Origin of the sequence: Rhizobium sp. CFBP 13644, assembly GCF_014842165.1 — a bacterium.
In the GTDB taxonomy this organism is placed as follows: Bacteria; Pseudomonadota; Alphaproteobacteria; order Rhizobiales; family Rhizobiaceae; genus Agrobacterium; species Agrobacterium tumefaciens_C.
In genome coordinates this window covers 16,910-33,997 of record NZ_JACYVF010000003.1, presented here as the reverse complement: position 1 = coordinate 33,997, position 17,088 = coordinate 16,910, and the positions used below count along the sequence as shown (strand labels likewise).

Annotated in this window: 17 protein-coding genes and 1 pseudogene; 12 read left to right on the top strand and 6 right to left on the bottom strand. The window is 57.4% G+C overall.

What is annotated here, in order from left to right:
* Positions 1-42: 42 nt before the first annotated feature.
* The 4 genes and pseudogenes from IFT53_RS09700 to IFT53_RS09690 form a co-directional block, all read right to left on the bottom strand.
* A complete protein-coding gene (locus tag IFT53_RS09700) occupies positions 43-1,506 on the bottom strand; it encodes an ABC transporter substrate-binding protein (RefSeq protein ID WP_446737670.1) in 1,464 nt (487 codons plus the stop codon).
* 117 nt (positions 1,507-1,623) lie between these two features.
* Entirely contained in the window at positions 1,624-2,313 is a 690-nt protein-coding gene (locus IFT53_RS09695) for a FadR/GntR family transcriptional regulator (protein WP_192064972.1), read from the bottom strand.
* A gap of 356 nt (positions 2,314-2,669) precedes the next feature.
* Positions 2,670-2,987: pseudogene (locus IFT53_RS23735) on the bottom strand (hypothetical protein); the annotation flags it as partial.
* Positions 2,988-3,021: 34 nt separating this feature from the next.
* Positions 3,022-3,222 carry a hypothetical protein gene (locus IFT53_RS09690; RefSeq protein WP_192064523.1) on the bottom strand — a complete coding sequence of 67 codons (201 nt, stop codon included), beginning with the start codon at positions 3,220-3,222 and terminating at the stop codon, positions 3,022-3,024.
* A 171-nt stretch (positions 3,223-3,393) separates the two neighbouring features.
* Here IFT53_RS09690 and IFT53_RS09685 point away from each other — a divergent pair, with 171 nt between their 5' ends.
* From IFT53_RS09685 to IFT53_RS09660, 6 genes are read left to right on the top strand one after another with little or no spacing between them, the layout of a single operon-like run.
* A complete protein-coding gene (locus IFT53_RS09685) occupies positions 3,394-4,230 on the top strand; it encodes a transporter substrate-binding domain-containing protein (RefSeq protein WP_192064522.1) in 837 nt (278 codons plus the stop codon).
* 23 nt (positions 4,231-4,253) lie between these two features.
* Positions 4,254-5,006 carry an amino acid ABC transporter permease gene (locus IFT53_RS09680; RefSeq protein ID WP_192064521.1) on the top strand — a complete coding sequence of 251 codons (753 nt, stop codon included), beginning with the start codon at positions 4,254-4,256 and terminating at the stop codon, positions 5,004-5,006.
* Positions 5,003-5,779, top strand: coding sequence for an amino acid ABC transporter permease (locus IFT53_RS09675; RefSeq protein WP_192064520.1), 777 nt, complete (start codon positions 5,003-5,005; stop codon positions 5,777-5,779). Before IFT53_RS09680 ends, IFT53_RS09675 begins: the two co-directional genes overlap by 4 nt.
* A gap of 12 nt (positions 5,780-5,791) precedes the next feature.
* Positions 5,792-6,580, top strand: a complete 789-nt coding sequence (locus IFT53_RS09670) for an amino acid ABC transporter ATP-binding protein (RefSeq protein ID WP_192064519.1) — start codon at positions 5,792-5,794, stop codon at positions 6,578-6,580.
* 2 nt (positions 6,581-6,582) lie between these two features.
* Positions 6,583-7,923: an MmgE/PrpD family protein gene (locus IFT53_RS09665; RefSeq protein ID WP_192064518.1), complete on the top strand. Its 1,341-nt coding sequence runs from the start codon at positions 6,583-6,585 to the stop codon at positions 7,921-7,923.
* Positions 7,924-7,937: 14 nt separating this feature from the next.
* The gene (locus IFT53_RS09660; protein WP_192064517.1) at positions 7,938-9,233 is read left to right on the top strand and encodes an LLM class flavin-dependent oxidoreductase; all 1,296 of its coding nucleotides are present in this window, start codon (positions 7,938-7,940) and stop codon (positions 9,231-9,233) included.
* Positions 9,234-9,333: 100 nt separating this feature from the next.
* Here IFT53_RS09660 and IFT53_RS09655 read toward each other — a convergent pair whose 3' ends face one another.
* Positions 9,334-10,794 (bottom strand): FAD/NAD(P)-binding protein, encoded by a 1,461-nt coding sequence (locus IFT53_RS09655; protein ID WP_192064516.1) that lies wholly within the window; start codon positions 10,792-10,794, stop codon positions 9,334-9,336.
* A 139-nt stretch (positions 10,795-10,933) separates the two neighbouring features.
* Here IFT53_RS09655 and IFT53_RS09650 point away from each other — a divergent pair, with 139 nt between their 5' ends.
* Positions 10,934-11,473: a flavin reductase family protein gene (locus tag IFT53_RS09650; RefSeq protein ID WP_192064515.1), complete on the top strand. Its 540-nt coding sequence runs from the start codon at positions 10,934-10,936 to the stop codon at positions 11,471-11,473.
* 27 nt (positions 11,474-11,500) lie between these two features.
* Complete coding sequence (locus IFT53_RS09645) at positions 11,501-12,376, top strand: acyl-CoA dehydrogenase family protein (RefSeq protein ID WP_192064514.1); 876 nt, start codon at positions 11,501-11,503, stop codon at positions 12,374-12,376.
* Here the strand turns inward: IFT53_RS09645 and IFT53_RS09640 are convergent.
* Entirely contained in the window at positions 12,352-12,798 is a 447-nt protein-coding gene (locus tag IFT53_RS09640) for an Rrf2 family transcriptional regulator (RefSeq protein WP_192064513.1), read from the bottom strand. The two genes, IFT53_RS09645 and IFT53_RS09640, sit on opposite strands and share 25 nt — an antisense overlap.
* A gap of 265 nt (positions 12,799-13,063) precedes the next feature.
* Here IFT53_RS09640 and IFT53_RS09635 point away from each other — a divergent pair, with 265 nt between their 5' ends.
* The 4 genes from IFT53_RS09635 to IFT53_RS09620 are packed head-to-tail and all read left to right on the top strand — an operon-like array spanning position 13,064 to position 17,067.
* A complete protein-coding gene (locus IFT53_RS09635) occupies positions 13,064-14,416 on the top strand; it encodes an LLM class flavin-dependent oxidoreductase (protein WP_192064512.1) in 1,353 nt (450 codons plus the stop codon).
* Positions 14,417-14,424: 8 nt separating this feature from the next.
* Positions 14,425-15,264 (top strand): ABC transporter permease, encoded by an 840-nt coding sequence (locus tag IFT53_RS09630; RefSeq protein ID WP_192064511.1) that lies wholly within the window; start codon positions 14,425-14,427, stop codon positions 15,262-15,264.
* Positions 15,265-15,312: 48 nt separating this feature from the next.
* Positions 15,313-16,290, top strand: coding sequence for an ABC transporter substrate-binding protein (locus IFT53_RS09625; protein ID WP_192064510.1), 978 nt, complete (start codon positions 15,313-15,315; stop codon positions 16,288-16,290).
* A gap of 3 nt (positions 16,291-16,293) precedes the next feature.
* The gene (locus IFT53_RS09620) at positions 16,294-17,067 is read left to right on the top strand and encodes an ABC transporter ATP-binding protein (protein WP_192064509.1); all 774 of its coding nucleotides are present in this window, start codon (positions 16,294-16,296) and stop codon (positions 17,065-17,067) included.
* Positions 17,068-17,088: the final 21 nt, after the last annotated feature.

The following is a 17,088-nucleotide window of genomic DNA, read 5'->3' as shown; positions in this document are numbered from 1 at the left end:
GAATGCGCCGAAAGACGCATCCCGCGAGTACGCAAGACAGGCTCAGTAGGTCTTCTTGACGCCGGTCAGACGGATCATGCCATCACCGGATGGCGTGAAACCGGTGACTTTCTTGGAGGAGGCGTAGAGATATGCCTGATGACCGAGATAGATCAGCGGTAAATCCTCATCCAGGATTTTGGTCGCCGCATCGTATTTTTCCTTGCGGACGGCGTTGTCCGTTGAGGCGCGGGCCTCGTTCAACAGCTTGTCTACCTCGGGGTTGCAATATTTGGTGTCGTTGATGCCGCCCTTGCATGTCACGAACTGGTGGATATTGCCATCAGGGTCGGAGCGGCCAGACCAGTCTGAGCGCGACAAGACATAATTGCCTGCAGTTTGCTCCGACAGCAACGTAGCGAACTCGGTGGCCTTCAGCTTCACATCAAATCCGGCTTCGGCAGCCATCGACTGGATGACCTGCATCGCCTGCGTCTGCGTGGTGTTGTTGGCGTGCTGAAGTTCGATTTCGTACTTGTCGAAACCGGCTTCCTTCATCAGCGCCTTGGCCTTTTCGACGTCACGGGCCGGCACGGGGATGTCCTTGTTGTACCATGGGCTGGATGGTGGCCATGGCTGGTTGCCGGCCATCGCCGTGCCTTCGAACACCACTTGGTTTATCGCTTCGCGGTCTATCGAGAGGGAGAAGGCCTGACGCAGGCGCTTGTCTTTGCCGAACGGATTGTCGGCCTTGGCGCCATTGCCGATATTCACATACAGCGCCATGTAACCAGGTCCGACGATCTCGCCGTAGTTCAGTTTGGCGTCTGCCTGGACCGACGCCACATCAGATGCGGAAATGCGCTCTGCAAGATCGAGATCGCCCGATTGCAGGTTGGCGAGACGAACTGTGGTATCGGGAATTGGTAGGAACGTGACCTTATCGATAAAGATATTGTCCTTGTTCCAATAGTCAGCGAACTTCTCCAGAACGATCCGGTCCTGCTGGATACGCTCTACAAATTTGAAAGCACCGGAGCACACGGGGTTCGTGCTGAACTTTGCACCCAGTTCCTTGCCTGCAGTCGGAGAAATCATCATGCCCGCACGGTCGGAAAGCTGCGCCAGAAGGCTGGCGTCGGGGCTCTTCAGCGTGAACTTGACCTGATAGTCGCCGGTGGCTTCGACCTTGGCGACGGATGCCAATTCACTCTTGCGGCGCGATTCCGGCATCGTCATGTTGCGGTCGATATTGTAAACGACGGCTTCAGCATTAAATGGCGTGCCATCGTGGAAGACCACGCCTTCGCGCAAGTCCATCGTCAACGTGCCGCCATTATCACCCCATGCCCATTTGGTGGCCAGTTGCGGAATGATGGAGAGATTGTTGTCGAGATCGACCAGCTTGTCGCAAAGGCTGGTATAGACGATACGGCCGACGAATGTGCGCGACTGCGCGGGATCGAGCACATCGGCATCGTCCATCAGGCCGATCCGCAAGTCGGCTGATAGTGCCGATGTCGCCATAAGAGAGCTTACAAAAAGAAGTCCGGAAAGTTTTTTTAGTTGTTTCATGATCTCTGTTCCTCTGGTGATTTTTCAACACGCCGGTTTTCCGGTCTTATGTTTTGACGTTTCGGCAGTCTAAAACTTGGTCTCCTCCACGGGTGTGGCCTGATCACTCAGCTCCATTGATGTCTGGCGGATCAACCTTTCCTGAAGTGTCAGCAGGTGCGTGCGCATGGCTTCTCCTGCTCGAGCAGGGTCCCGCGAAGCGATGGCCTCGATGATTTCGGTGTGCTGATCACGTGATTCACGCAACGTTTTATGCTGCTTGCGCGCACGTTCGCGCACCGACTGCCAAACCGGGTCCTGACGAACACGGTTGATGACATCGAAGAGCGAGAGGAAAAGTTGATTGCCAGCCGACTGTGCGATCAACCGGTGCAGAGAACCATCCCAAAGCTCGCGCCAATCCGCATCGGTGCGCTCATAGATCTTGTCGCGCAGAGCCCGCATGCGCTCTATATCGGCGTCCCTGGCACGCAGCGCGGCCAGTTGGGCCAATTGCGGCTCAAGTCTCAGGCGCACTTCCATGATTTCCATGAAATTGGTTCCAGTTACCAAACTGGCAGCGTGGTCACTCCAGCTGTCTGGTCTTTGGCCGAGGAATGTGCCGGCACCCTGTTTGCGCCAGATCAGCCCTTCAGCCTCCAGAACCTCCAACGCCCGCCGGATTTCTCGCCTTCCCACCCCAAAACGCTCTGAAAGCGCGCGCTCGGTCGGCAACTTTCCGTCAGCGACCAGCGTCGTGACGCGCAACAGTTCACGCATACGCTCCAACGCGTAGTTAGAATTCTCAACAGAAATGTTACCTGGTTTTTCGTTCAATGGTCCGCACCAATTGCTAATTGGTTCAATGAAGCTGCTAACATGCGTTTCGTCAAGCCACTTTTTTTGGCTATGTAGAAATTGATTGAAAAATAGGCATCTATCGTTCGGTCGCGGAGTGAAGAGGTCAAACACTAACTAACAACTTGGAATTAACGCCTGCGCATCTCCTATCTGGATAGACGCGCTGAAGAATCAGCCGATTTGTGCGGTCCGCACGCAATTGGTCCTGCGATAAACGAAGGCGAGAAGTATTTGTCTTTGGGTAGCACGCAGTATGATCAGACGAACAAAATCGATCAATCGATCGCCTTTTTCGCGGGTTTACACCTCACTAGGAAACGCGAATAATGCTGCTGAACCATCTGCGGTGTATCCTGAATGGCGTAGCCCGCCTGTTCATATAAGCCCGTGAGTTTCAGACTATGCCTCGCCAACACGGCCCCAACATTATGAGGTTAGTGCGGCAGCAAGCCACCGATCGCTCCGCGACCCGATGACGTACGATGTAGGCGTTGATGTAGTTAGAGGTCCAGCAGGTCAGGCAGGATCAGCCTTAATGGCTTAGATCCGAAGAAAGACGAGTTGACGTTTTTACATGCGACCGATGGGATCATCCCCGCCGTAAAAGAGTCTCCCAACGCAGTCTTTTTACATATCTGAAAGCGCCATCAGCCCGCTGACTTCTTCAAATGTGCCGTCCACATCGTGAATGGCTGTGCCGATAACAGGAGAAGAACCAGATGCAATTGACCAAAATATCTGCTCTCCAATCCACGTCTTACCGTCATATCGCCCATCGCTCCCTCTCATAGGTCGAGCTGCAAACCTAAAAACGTGCAACTGCTTCACGAATTCTTCGTGATAGGTCGGCCCGCTAATCCTTTTCGCGATCTCCCCGCGACCAAGTGGGGAAATTCTTTTCGTTGTAAAATTATTTCATTGTTTGCCGCACTCTTGGAAAATCCCTCCTGGCTGCGAGCAACGCCTTTGTCTATCTTCGCCGCAAACGAGGAGTCATTGATGTTTGCCAAAGCCATTACTAAAGTTATTTTCGGGGTTTCCATTTCGCTTGCAACACTGGTGAGCACTCAAGCTTTTGCAGACGCAACGCTGGAACGGATCAAGGGCCGGGGCAAGCTGACCGTTGGCGTTATTCTCTCAGGTGCGCCGTTTGGATTCATCGATCCCAAGTCGCAGGAGCAGAAAGGCTACAATGTTGACCTCGCGAAAGCGCTGGCCGCGGATCTCGGCGTCGAGCTGGAAGCAGTGACCGTTACGCCGCCAAACCGTGTGCAGTTTCTGCAGCAGGGCAAAGTCGATATCCTCATCGCCAACATGCAATATACCGACGAGCGCGCAAAAATTCTCGATTACGTTCCCACAGCTTATGACCGCGCCGGTGGCGCTGCCGTTGTGCGCAAAGATAGCGGCCTGAAGGACTGGGCTGATCTCAAGGGCAAGCCTGTGTGCATCTCGCAGGGTTCGAATTACGCTCAGCCACTGGCGGAAGAATATGGAGCCATAGTGAAGGCGCTGCCAAGCCAGCCAGAATCGCTGCTGGCTCTGCAGGGTGGCAACTGCGTTGCAGCCGTCCACGTGGGTGCGACGGTAGGCTTGCTGCTTGTTGACCGCGCCGACGAGTGGAAAGATTATGCCATTCCGTTTCCAACGGAGCTGATCCCGTCCGATTCCGTAATCTGGCTTCGCAAGGACGAAAATGACACCAAGACTGCTCTTGATGCCGCTGTGAAAAAGCTTCACAAATCAGGCAAACTGCTTGAGATGGCGAAGGAAAACCGCTTGCTCAACACCAAGTACCTCGAGGAAGAGAACAAGAAGCTTTCTGCTGTACAATGAGCGGAAGCCAGCGGTAAATCCTGATGAATGATGTGAATTTCACAAGCCTGTTCGTCGATCTGACGAGCAGGCTTGGTCTCAATTATGAATTCCTGGCGACGGGTTACGAGGCGCAGATATGGCGCGATGGTTTCATAACCACGCTTTATCTTGTCGCCATCACCATTCCCGTCAGTCTGATTTTTGGATTGATTTTTGCAGGCTGCCTCACGTCAGGCAGGCTTTGGCTGTCTGCGCCCGTGCGTGCCTTTGTGGAACTGACACGCAACACGCCGACGCTCGTGCAGCTCATGTTCAGCTTTCTGGTGCTGAACACCTTTGTCTCCAACCTGTTTGGCGGGGCGCAACACAATCCGCTGTCTCCCTTTTTCTGGGTCGTTGCCGTGGTTGGGCTGCATGTCGCAGCGCTGCATGCGGAAGCCATCCGTGGCGGCATTGAGGCTGTACCATCATCGATGATCGAGGCGGCGCGAGGCATGGGCTTCAGCCAGTTCGAAATCCTGCGTTATGTGCAGATACCGCTGGCGTTTCGCGCCTGCCTGCCCGCTATCGTCAACGGACTTATCAGCCTGGTCAAATCGACAACTGTGGGCAATGCCATTGCCGTCAGTGAAATCACCTATGCGTCGATCATGGTATGGACACAGCGCGACAATGTCGTTGAGCTGATGATTGTTCTTCTCGCCTTTTTCAGCCTGATCAATTTTCTGATCGCACGCGCCGGTTCGTGGGTGGAGCGAAAGCTGGCCGTTCCGGGATATGGGTTATCAGCATGACACAGACCCATGCACCAAAGATAAGCAGCCGTATTCTGCGCTATGCCGGCTTTGTTGCCATGCCGCTTCTGGTCGTCGTCTGGTCCCTTGTTGACCTGACACTGGGCAAGGAACTGGTGACGTGGGTACCCTATCTTGCGGCGGGCTTTTCGATGAACATCGTGATCACGCTTTGCGCGATCACGATGGGCACGACGGCAGGTGTTTTGCTTGGCCTCATGCAGCTCGCGCCTTACTGGTTCATTCGCTGGCCAGCGGCCATCTACGTCCAGATTTTTCGCAATGCACCGGCGCTCGTTCTGATCTTTGCCACCACCTATATCTTTCCCTTTGAGATCGTGCTGCTCGGCAACTACCTGGCGTTTCCCGACTGGATCAAAGCGGTGATCGGCCTTGCTATTCTTGCCAGCGCCTACATAGCCGAAATCACCCGGGGTGCCGTGCTCTCCATACCGACAACGCAGTGGGAAGCGGCCAAGGGACTTGGCTTTTCCCGCATGCAATCGCTACGCTTTGTCATCCTGCCGCAATGTGTGCGCCGCTCACTGCCGCCATGGATGAATGTCGCGTCTTCGATTGCCATGGGCACTTCGCTTGCTTCGCTTGTGGGCGTTCATGAATTGATGCATGCCGCGACGGATGCCAGCACAGCGGTGCGCAGACTTGATTTCACCATCATCGCCTATGTTGTTGTCATGGCTGCGTTTTTCACGCTCTGCTACCCGATATCCCGGCTTACTCGCCGCCTCGAACAGCGTTTCAACGCGGGCTGAAGGATTTTGACGATGACTACATCCACAGATACCGCGATTGTGAAACTGGAAGACGTTCACCTGTCTTTCGGCAATACGCAGGTGCTTAAGGGCATTGATCTCACCGTCAATAAAGGTGATGCCGTCTCTATCATCGGCCCTTCCGGCTCCGGCAAATCTACCTTGCTGCGCTGTATCAACGCGCTGGCCATGCCGCAAAGCGGCAGGATCACCGTGGCGGGCACACGGGTAGACACGCTGACGAAAGAAAGCGAGCGCATCGAACTGCGCAAGCGTGTTGGCATCGTGTTCCAGCAATATAATCTATTTCCGCATCTGACCGTTCTCGACAACATAATGCTTGCGCCGACGCGCATTCTGGATGCCGACCGCACAGCGACCGAGAAACTTGCGCGCGAATTGCTGGAGAAAGTCCGGCTGTCTGAAAAGGCCGATGCCTATCCCGGCCAGCTTTCCGGCGGCCAACAGCAGCGCGTGGCAATTGCACGCGCATTGGCCATGAAGCCGGAACTCGTTCTGTTTGACGAGGTGACATCGGCTCTCGACCCTGAAACCGTGGGCGAGGTTCTGTGGGTCATCCGCGACCTGATACGCGATGGCATGACCAGCATCCTCGTTACCCATGAAATGCGTTTTGCAGAGGAGATCAGCGACACGGTGGTGTTTACTGAAAACGGCCGCGTCGTTGCTCATGGTTCGCCGAAGGAGATTTTTCACGACTCCGACAATTCCCGTATCCGGCAATTTGTCGGCGGCTTGTCCGGTGCCCGTGCCTCGGTGCGTGACGGCGAAGGTATCTGACCATGGAGAATGCCAAATTCACGACTGCCTTTGCCAAGGCAATCGTCCAGTCCGATCCGAGCGTGGATCAAGCTGCAATGGATGCGGCGCGCACAGCGATAACAGATTTGCTGGCCTGCATGATTGCCGGAGCCAATGACCGCACGGCGGGTGTTCTGGCCGGTGCCATCGGCGGCGATTTGCCGGGAAAGGCGATCCTGGTCGGTCAGGCCAGACAAACAGATCCGTTGGTCGCGGCAGTGTTGAATGCCTATTCGGGCCATGTGCTGGATTATGACGATGTTCATGCAAGCATGCGTGGGCACCCGACAACGGTGATTGTACCAGCACTGCTGGCGCTGGCCGCAGAACGAACCTTCAGTGCAGATGCTTTTATCGCATCTTACATTGTGGGGCTGGAAGCCATGGCGCGGCTGGGGCTTTCTGTAGGCTCCAAGCATTACGAGAACGGATTTCACGCCACTGCAACGCTTGGCCCCGTTGGTGTCGCAGCCGCGATCTGCCATCTGAGCGGCGCATCAGTGGAAGAAACTGCCATTGCGCTTGGCCTGGCCGCAACGCAGGCTGCCGGACTGCGGTTGCAGTTCGGGTTTGATGCAAAGCCATATCATGCTGGCATGGCCGCACGGTCTGGCCTTCTCGCCGCGCGATTGGCAGCGGCAGGCTTTGGTGGCGCACCTGATTTTCTGGACAATCCGGTCAGTTTCCACGCCGCCTATGCGTTTGGCGCAGGGCAGCCGGAACTGACGAGCAAAAACTGGGGTGAGCCATGGCAGATCCTGTCACCCGGCCTGACGCTCAAAGCCTATCCCTGCTGCACGGCCAGCCACCCTGTCGCGTCACTCGGCATCGAACTTCACGGTGAGGGGCTGAAAGCCGAGCAGATTGACAGGATCACTTTCACCTATCCGCCCGGGGCGGATGCCGCTTTGGTCGTGACCAAGCCAGGCAGTGGCATCGAGGCACGGTTCAGCCCGGAATACGTGTTCTCTGCGGCATTGCTCGATGGCGCATTGCGGCTTGACCATTTCGATGAACGTCCGGTCGAGAGCCGCATCATGGCGCTCGCCAGCCTTGCCAATCGCCGGCATGATGAAACGTCGCCACGGATGACGAGTGATCCGACCACGCGTTTCGTCGTGCTGGATATTGCGCTTAAAGATGGCAGCACCATCCAGCGCCGCTTCGATGGCCTGCCGGGCGTGACCGATCCAACGCAAAAATTTCAGGACGCGACGGCAGGTAAACCGGCCTTTGCAGAAATTCCCGACCTTGTCCGCAGCATGAGGAGTGAGGCAGATTTTGCCCGGCTTCTTGAACTGCTTAATCAGAACTTCGTTTGACGAGAGATTTTACCATGAGTGCCAAGAGACAAATCCATCTGGGTCTTTTCCTTCAGGGTGCTGGCCACCACGTTTCCGGATGGCGCCACCCGAAGGCGGAAGCAGGCAGCGAAAACTTCGATCTTCTGCGCCGCGTTTCGCAAATGGCCGAGCAGGCGAAGTTCGACATGGTTTTCCTGGCGGACGGCCTGACCAGCGGCGTGGATGCCCATCCTTCGACAATTGCCCGCTTCGAACCGCTGACATTGCTTGCCGCACTTGCGCTGGTGACTGAGAAGATCGGTCTGGCCGCGACCTCCTCGACAACCTATGGCGAACCTTACCACACGGCGCGTTCCTTCTCCTCCATCGACCATTTGAGCCATGGCCGCGCCGCCTGGAACATCGTGACGACATCCTATGCCCGCACGGCGAATAATTTCTCCAAGTCTCATCCCGAGCATGATGAACGTTACGCGGTGGCAGAAGAATTCGTCGATGTTGTGCGCGGCCTGTGGGACAGCTGGGATGACGACGCCTTTATCAAGGACAAGCAGAACGGCGTCTATGCCGACCCAAACAAGGTGCACATGCTTGACCACGCGGGTAAATATTACTCCGTCAAAGGACCGCTCAACATTCCCCGTTCTCCACAGGGCCATCCGATCCTCATTCAGGCCGGTTCATCAGGCCCCGGACAGGATCTAGCCGCCCGCACGGCTGACGTGGTGTTTACGGCACAACAGAGCCTTGCCGAAGCGCAGGCTTTCTACAAAAGCCTGAAATCCCGCGTCGAGAAATTTGGTCGCAAGCCCGATGATGTTGCCGTCATGCCCGGCTTCTTGCCGGTCGTCGGGCGCACCTCCAAGGAAGCGGCGGAGAAACTTGCCGAGCTCGACCAGTGGACCGAGCTGAAAAGCGCTATGCCGCTTCTCGAAGAGCGCATTGGCCACAGCCTTACCGACTACGATCCCGATGGTCCTCTGCCGGATCTGCCGATATCGGACCAATTGCGCAGCCGAGCTGAACTGCTGACGGCTCTTGCACGCCGTGAAAGCCTGACGATCCGTCAGCTGGCTCTGCGTGTGGCCGCCGGTCGCGGTCATCATATCGTCCTTGGTACGCCAGTCGAAATTGCCGACCGTATGCAGGAATGGTTTGACGGACGCGCCGCCGATGGCTTCAACGTCATGCCTCCCTTCTTCCCGGAAGGGCTTGAGGATTTCACGCAGCTGGTCGTCCCGATCCTTCAGGAAAGGGGCCTGTTCCGTACGGAATACGAAGGATCAACGCTGCGCGATCATCTCGGTCTGGCGCGCCCGCCGCTGTAACGAATACGACGCAGCCGTCGACATCAGTGCTGATGCCGTTGGCTGTGGCGGTGTTGTCGTTTGCACAAACAATCGTTCACCCAAGGCATACGCGTGCAACTCAACCCGATTGGCAGATGACCATTGTCCTTGTTTCTCGCGCGCAACTGCGAATAATCCTGTCCACCATATTCGCAGACTGGGTAGCAATTTCAGGAACGCCTGTAAGCTCCCCGTACGCCGCGCGGGCGGGCGGGCCGCCGATAAAGATACTTGTGTTTGGAGTTCCGGCCACGGTAAGTGCGCGGCCTGCCGTGTCGCAGGCAAGGCCGAGACCGAGAGGATCCGACTGGATGAAGCCATCCCGGTGCATGCCGAGCAGAAACCTCTGGTTGGCCGCATAGTCTCGGAAATCCGGGCCCGTAGCCATAAGGATGTGGCGACAGCGGACCTTCGTCATGCCGGCGCGGGTTTCGATCGCTGCGAGAAGGCTTTGCCCATCTCGAGTGATGGATGCGAGAGTACCGCGCTCTGCTGTGAGGCGACCTGTGTCGAGGCTCTTTTCCAAAGCATGTGTAGCCTGTGGCGGCATTCGGTAGCGGTGGACGTCGTACCAGCGGCGAAGGCGTCGCAGAAACTTCTGCCGCTCTGGCATCGGTAGACCCTGCCATAACTCCTGCGCATCCTGTCTTAGCGCATCGAAAACGGATTGCCATGGAATACCCTGTATTTCCGCATCGGCGATCGTCGCCCGCACCTTTGCCAGCAGCTTTCTGGCGGAGGTGAGGTCAGCGCCTCTAAAGTCACCGAAGGGCGAGAAGCCTCCGCCTGCATGTGGCCTTGGCATCAGGCCGGAGCGGGAAAGAAGTGTGATCTGCCCGTTGTGGCTAAGGGCATCCAGGCGGCTGAGTGCGTCTAGGGCTGTAAGCCCCGAACCTAGGATGAGGATCGGGTCAGATTTGCCGATGCCATCAAATACGTTCGGCGCGAAGACATCGGCGATATGAGACGCTGTGAGAGGATCGAGGTTGTCGATCACGGGCGGTCTCGATAGAGGAGGATGCCCTGTAGCGATGATCAGGATATCGGCCAAGATCGCGGTGCCGCTGGAGTCCGTGATCCGCCAATGCTCGTTCTGGCGATCAACGCTCCGAACGGTTTGGCGAAGGTGCCTGATCGCGCCGCTGTCCAGATGTGGCGCAAGTTGTGCCTGCATAAAGTGCCCGAAATCACTTCGGCGGGCAAAGATGCCTTCCGGGGTCACGGCCTCGGGATCGACAGTCAGAGTTCCGCTGGTCTGCAGCCAGTCGAGAAAGGCTGTGGGCGAGCCGGGGATGGCGCGCATTCTGTGCGCAGCGACGTTGAGGCGAACATCGATGTTCTGGACATCATAGGCCAGGCCACAACCGAGCTGCTCGCGAGGCTCGAAAACAGTCACCTCTTCAAAGTCGCGTAATCCACGCTCGACCATAAGTTTGGCAATGACCGCACCGGTGTATCCGCCGCCGATGATGACGACGCGAGAGGCCGGGCGTGTCGTTTGCGCCTGCAGTCTCGGCGATGACATCCTGATCCTTAACATGGCAGTCTTCCTTCCGGTTCGCGGGGTTAGATCTGGGCATATTTTCTATAAAATATATGGAGATTAAAAACGCTTGTCTACTGCTTGGGTTCCGGGGCTGTTACCCATGGTTCAGATGAAGCGTGCACGGAGAGGTCAGATGAACATTTTTACCAGAAGTGAATTTCAGGAGCCCCGGACGCGCTCAGTGTCGGATCGCCCGGCAGATGCGGCTGGTTTGAAGGAGGCCTTGAGAACGCTGGGTGGCGGCGTCAGTGTCATCACGGCAGGTGACGGCGCGGAACGCACAGGCGCGACAGTCACCTCTGCAACGGCATTGTCCGTCGATCCCCCGCGCATGTTGGTATCCCTCAACAGATCCTCCTCCACCTGGCCCGTCGTTGAGCGTTACCGCCATTTTGCTGTCAATGTGATTGGCGCCGATCATCAGGACGTAGCAAACCGGTTTGCAGGCGTCGGCGGCTTGAAAGGCGCCGAGCGTTATGTCGGGTCCGAATGGACGAGGCTTGCCAGCGGAGCGCCAATTCTGGAAGATGCGGTTGCCGCGCTCGATTGCGAGGTCGAGGAGGCGATCGAGCGACACAGCCATGTCATCCTCATCGGCCGGGTTCTGTCCATACGCATCGGTGGTGGCAGTTCACTGCTCTATCAGAATGGCAAATATCACGCGTTGACGTGACATCAGTCTGAGTGAAGGATGGTCTGAATGATGGTACCGACTTCTGACCTGTTGCGACCAGTGCCGCTTGCCCTGACAAGGGAGGGCGATGTCGTGGCCGCGCTCGATCGATTAGAAGCGTTGGCGACTAGCGGCAATTTGGACCACTACTCTGTTCTCCCCGCAAGTGGGCTTCTCGCTATGTCCATTCCGGCAGGCTTCGGAGGGGCGGATATTTCGAACCTGATCGTTGCGGAGGCTGTCAGCCGGATCGCGACGTGGAGCACCACCGTGGCCGAGCGGCTTCTCGGACATCTTGTCGCCCTGGAAATGATCCGGACCAGCGGATCGACAGAACAGCGCAAGGCGATTTACGCACGCGTCGTGCTGGGTGATGTCTTCGAACTTAGCAGTCGTCGCGAGGGCGTCGCGCTACCAAGGCTGGTGCGGTCGGGTCTGGCTTTCGCTCTGGAGCATGGTGGATCGGTTCTAGCGAACAGCGCGGTTGACTGGCAAATCATAGGGGCATCGGGCGCCGGCTCTGAGCCGGTGGTCGCTATTCTGGACCACAAGCACGTGTCGGCGCGCAATGACGCATCATCGGATTTGACCGTTCACCCGGACTACGTTCTTTCACTTGGTGAAAACGCAGACTGTCTCGCGCGTCTGATGACGGCATTTCTAAAGGCTGCTTACACACGCGGACACGTCAACGCCCAGAAGCGTACAAATCCGCCGGAACCCGCCATGGCAGTTGAAGTCGAACTCTTGGACGGGATGATCCAAAAGGCCGCATCCCTGATCGATGTCATTCAGGTGGATGATCCCCCGATCGACTTTGAACAAATAGATCGATTTTGCCGCGCGCTGGACACGGCGCGATTACGCTGTGCTGGTGATCATTCGCCAGCGATCAAATCCTGATCCGGCTGTCCTGACGCCACGAATTGGGTCAGCGTCATCGTGTCGAGAACGGCTGCCATCGCATCCCGGACCTGCGTCATGGAAATACGGATCTGGCACGAGGCGGGATCCCGACAGTCGTCACAGGCTTCGAATGCGGTGCGGCTGGCGCAGCGAATTGGCGCAAGCGGCCCGTCGAGGGCGCGGATGACCTGCCCAATCATGATCTCGTTGGCGGGTTTGGACAGGGCATATCCGCCATTCGGTCCTTTTTTTGAGCGCAGGAAGCCATTGTTGCGCAGTTCCAGCAGGATCGTGTCGAGGAATTTTTTTGAAATATTGTTTCGCGTGGCGATGTCGGTCACGAAGGCAGTCTGCCCTGGTTCCAGACCGGCGAGGTCGACCAGCGCTTTCAGGCCATATTTGCCTTTTTTAGTGAGCATTGTTGAGACATCCGGCCAATGGCCACCGCAATTGAATTTGTCCAAATTACATAGTTTTTATAAATTATCCGTTCAAGCCCTGATTGTCGCGACCGTATCCCTTCTTCGCACCGTTTCGAAATCTGCGGCAGGCTTGTTCGCATCGATTGCTTGGCCCGCAAATCCATTTGCCATCCGGCTCAATCTTCGAAATCTCATTTCTCTATAAAAACGATAGACAATATAGGCTGCTCATATTCGATCATCGACTGAGAGAGGACCAGCCATGACACGCAAGATCAGACTAGGAGCATTTCTTCCAGGTGGCGGACAGCATATCGCTTCTTGGAGGCACCCGGATCAACCGGCCGACGGCGCCGTCAGCTTCGAGTTTCACAAGCAGTTGGCTCTGACGGCAGAGAGGGGCTTGTTCGACGCCTATTTTCTGGCCGACGGTCTTGCCGTGGGGTTCGGCGGCGCGCGCGAAGGCGGTAACGCACGCGTTGCCGGGTTCGAGCCTGTCACTTTATTTTCGGCGCTCGCCCCGTTCACCACCCATCTCGGTTTCATCGCGACGGCCTCGACGACCTACGAAGAGCCTTATAACACTGCGCGCAAGTTTGCCTCGCTCGACCTGATCTCTGACGGTCGGGCAGGGTGGAACGTCGTGACAACGACAGGCGATGTCACGGCGCAGAACTTCAATCGCGAGACACAACTACCGCATGCCGACCGCTACAAGCGCGCCGCCGAGCATGTCGATGTCGTCAAGAAGCTCTGGGATAGTTTTGAAGACGATGCCTTCATTCGCGACAAGCAAACGGGCGTCTTCTTTGATTCCGCGAAGCTTCATGATGCCGCTCACAAGGGCGACTATTTCAGGGTGAAGGGCCCGCTGAACGTTTTCCGGTCGCGCCAGGGGCATCCCGTCATCGTTCAGGCGGGCCAGTCCGATGACGGGCGGGGGCTAGCCGCAGCAACAGCGGAGGTGATCTTCACCGCCCATCAGCACATCGAGACCGCTCAGGAATTCTACCGTGACATCAAGAACCGGGCCCGTGGCCTCGGTCGTAATCCGGATCACGTTCTGGTCATGCCCGGCGTCTCGCCCTTTGTCGGTCGCACCGAAGCTGAGGCGCGGGAGAAGTATGACCGCCTAACCTCGCTCATCCTGGAAGAGGACGGTATTGGCCTTCTGAACGGCCTGACAGGTGGCACGCTCGATCTGAAGGGTTACGATCTTGATGGGCCGCTGCCGCCCGCCCCGCCGACGGAGGGTATGAAGAGCCGTCAGGCGCTGATCCGCCAGATTGCCGACGAGAACAATTTCTCGATTCGTCAGCTCTATCAATGGGTCGCCTCGGCACGCGGTCACTTCACCATTGTCGGTACCGCCGGTCAGATCGCCGACACGCTGCAGGAATGGTTCGAGAACGAAGCGGCTGATGGCTTCAACATCCTGCCACCATGGCTGCCGACGGGCCTTAACGACTTCGTCGATCTCGTTATCCCCGAGCTGCAACGCCGTGGTCTGTTCCGCACCGCCTATGAGGGGCAGACGCTCCGCGAAAACCTCGGCTTGCCGTTCCCCATCAACCGCTACGCAGCCGACCGCTCGGTCGTGCAGGCAGCCGAGTGAGGTCCGCCATGTCCTATGAAGATATCCGCCACGGAAGGGCCTATGGCCTAGACCTTGCCCCAGATGCGGCGCGCCCGCCACGCTGGCTAACACACGGGATGTCGGCAATCAAACCCTTCCTTGCGCGCTATGGAGTTGTGATTGCCTTCCTGGTTCTCTGGCAGGCGTCGTCTACCTTGGGCTGGGTCAACCCATCCGTCTTTCCGCCGTTGGACCAGATCATCAGGGCCTTGTGGAACGCGATTGCAACGGGTGCCTTCGTCGACGATATAGCCATCAGTTTACAGCGATCAGGCATAGCCTTCGTCGCTGCCGTCGGGCTCGGCGTCCCGCTTGGCCTGTTCATGGGCCAGGTGAGGGCCATTGAGCGAGCCCTCGATCCCCTCTTGCAGTTCTTTCGTCAGACCTCGGCGCTCGCCCTCTATCCCGTTTTCATCCTGCTTCTAGGCCTCGGCGAAACGTCGAAGATATTCGTCATCTTCTGGGCGACGCTCTTTCCGGTTCTGTTGTCGACGATTGGCGGCGTCAAGGAGGTGGATCGGAAACTTATCGAGATGGCCCGCACCTACGGGGCCGGATCGCTGCAGATATTCCGCCGCGTGGTTCTGCCGGCCTCCGTCCCCGCGATTTTCGTCGGCCTGCGTCTTTCCGCGACGACGGCACTGCTGCTCCTCATCGCCGCCGAGATGATCGGTGCCAACAAGGGCATCGGCTTCCAGGTGATGAACGCTCAATATAATTTCCAGATCCCGCTTATGTTCGCAGCGATCCTGCTTCTCGCGCTGCTTGGCCTCGCCGCCAATGCCGCACTCGTCCTTATGCAGCGGCGGCTGTGCCGCTGGGCCTGACCAGGTATCAAAGTTCATCCAAAAATTCGTGATCCGAAGGATTCTCCCATGACATTCCATTCCCGCAAATTCCTTCTCTCCGCAGCCTTCACTTTCGCCCTCTCGGCCTCCGCCTTCGCCACAGAGGAGGTGAAGTTCCGCTATCTCGCCAGCCAAGGCGGCTTGTCAGCGCATGAACTCGCCGCCGAACTCGGCTATTTCGATGGCACCGGCATCACCATCGAGAATGTCGGTTACGCCACGGGTGGGCCCGCCTCGCTCATTGCGCTCGCCTCGGGCGATGTCGAAATCGGCAGTGCCGCAACCTCCGCCGTCTTGAATTCGATCGTCGGCGGCAACGATTTTGTCGCTGCCTATCCGTCGAATGGCATCAACAACGAGGTCCAGTCGATCTTTTACGTGCTGGAAGACAGTCCCATTCGCGACATCAAGGACATTGCCGGAAAAAGCATTGCAGTGAACACGCTCGGTGCCCATCTCGATTACACGATCCGGGAAGCCTTGCACTCCGTCGGTTTGCCGACGGATGCCGCCAACCAGATCGTCGTTCCGGGACCGCAACTTGAACAGGTCCTCCGTTCGGGGCAGGTCGATATCTCGGCCTTCGGCTATTGGCAGACGACCTTTGAAGGCGTGGCGAAGCAGAAGGGCGGGCTACGTGCGATCTTCGACGATACCGATGTGCTCGGCGAAATCGCCGGTGGCTTCATCGTTCTGCGCCGGGACTTCATCGAAAAACACCCGGAAGCCGGCAAGGTCTTCGTCGAACAGTCCGAGCGCGCCCTCGACTATGCGCGCGAGCATCCTAAGGAAACTAAGGTAATCTTCGCCAAGGCTCTGGCCGAGCGAGGTGAAAATCCCGATATCGCGCAGTATTTCCGTGGTTATGGTGTGCGTCCAGGCGGCAAGGCGGTCGAGCGCGACCTGCAGTTCTGGATCGACGTTCTGGTTCGCGAAGGCAAACTGAAACAAGGCCAGCTATCGGCCAACGATCTTCTCTACACCTCCGAAACTGCGAGCAACTGATCTATGGCCCTCGCTCAGTTCAACACCAGCCGCGGAGAGGTGACGATCCGTCACCTCTCCAAGACCTTCACAATAAACGGACAACCGCTGCCGGTCCTGAAAGACCTGAACCTTACCATCCGCTCCGGCGAAAGCCTCGCCATCGTCGGTGCCAGCGGCTCCGGCAAGACGACGCTTCTGCGCATTCTCGCGGGGCTTGATGAGGCGGACAGCGGCGACGTACTGATCGACGGTCGCCGCATTCGCGGTGTCGGAACCGAGCGGGCCGTCATCTTCCAGGAGCCCCGTCTTCTCCCGTGGCTGACGGTCATCGACAACATCGGCTTTGGCTTGGAAACCAGGGGTGTGTCCCGCGAGGAATCGCGCTTGGTCTCCCAACGCTATGTCGATTTGGTCGGGCTGAAGGGCTTCGAAACCGCCTATCCGCGCCAGCTCTCAGGTGGAATGGCGCAAAGGGTCGGCATCGCTCGTGCGCTCGCCGTCCAGCCGGAGATTCTGTTGCTCGACGAACCACTGGGTGCGCTTGATGCCATGACCAAGATCGGCATGCAGCAGGAACTGGCGCGCATCTGGAGGGAGGAGGACGTGACGACGGTGCTCGTGACCCACGATCTCGAAGAGGCAATTTTCCTCGCCGATCGCATCCTGATCCTGCCGCGAGAAAAGGGCGGTGAACCGCGGCTGATCAACATCGATTTGCCCCGGCCCCGCGATCGTAGCGCTTCAGGTTTCGTGCGCCAGCGAGAGGAACTGCTCGGGTTGTTTGGATTGCATTGAAGTTGCTAAGCCGAAATGGAG

Bases quoted from the DNA above. Each gene is read 5' to 3' on its own strand.
- IFT53_RS09620 (WP_192064509.1), top strand. From the start codon at position 16,294: ATGGCCCTCGCTCAGTTCAACACCAGCCGCGGAGAGGTGACGATCCGT.
- IFT53_RS09665 (WP_192064518.1), top strand. From the start codon at position 6,583: ATGGAGAATGCCAAATTCACGACTGCCTTTGCCAAGGCAATCGTCCAG.
- IFT53_RS09675 (WP_192064520.1), top strand. From the start codon at position 5,003: ATGACACAGACCCATGCACCAAAGATAAGCAGCCGTATTCTGCGCTAT.
- IFT53_RS09660 (WP_192064517.1), top strand. From the start codon at position 7,938: ATGAGTGCCAAGAGACAAATCCATCTGGGTCTTTTCCTTCAGGGTGCT.
- IFT53_RS09680 (WP_192064521.1), top strand. From the start codon at position 4,254: ATGAATGATGTGAATTTCACAAGCCTGTTCGTCGATCTGACGAGCAGG.
- IFT53_RS09640 (WP_192064513.1), bottom strand. From the start codon at position 12,798: ATGCTCACTAAAAAAGGCAAATATGGCCTGAAAGCGCTGGTCGACCTC.
- IFT53_RS09630 (WP_192064511.1), top strand. From the start codon at position 14,425: ATGTCCTATGAAGATATCCGCCACGGAAGGGCCTATGGCCTAGACCTT.
- IFT53_RS09695 (WP_192064972.1), bottom strand. From the start codon at position 2,313: ATGCGTGAACTGTTGCGCGTCACGACGCTGGTCGCTGACGGAAAGTTG.
- IFT53_RS09700 (WP_446737670.1), bottom strand. From the start codon at position 1,506: ATGGCGACATCGGCACTATCAGCCGACTTGCGGATCGGCCTGATGGAC.
- IFT53_RS09685 (WP_192064522.1), top strand. From the start codon at position 3,394: ATGTTTGCCAAAGCCATTACTAAAGTTATTTTCGGGGTTTCCATTTCG.
- IFT53_RS09670 (WP_192064519.1), top strand. From the start codon at position 5,792: ATGACTACATCCACAGATACCGCGATTGTGAAACTGGAAGACGTTCAC.
- IFT53_RS09635 (WP_192064512.1), top strand. From the start codon at position 13,064: ATGACACGCAAGATCAGACTAGGAGCATTTCTTCCAGGTGGCGGACAG.
- IFT53_RS09625 (WP_192064510.1), top strand. From the start codon at position 15,313: ATGACATTCCATTCCCGCAAATTCCTTCTCTCCGCAGCCTTCACTTTC.
- IFT53_RS09645 (WP_192064514.1), top strand. From the start codon at position 11,501: ATGATGGTACCGACTTCTGACCTGTTGCGACCAGTGCCGCTTGCCCTG.
- IFT53_RS09655 (WP_192064516.1), bottom strand. From the start codon at position 10,794: ATGTTAAGGATCAGGATGTCATCGCCGAGACTGCAGGCGCAAACGACA.
- IFT53_RS09650 (WP_192064515.1), top strand. From the start codon at position 10,934: ATGAACATTTTTACCAGAAGTGAATTTCAGGAGCCCCGGACGCGCTCA.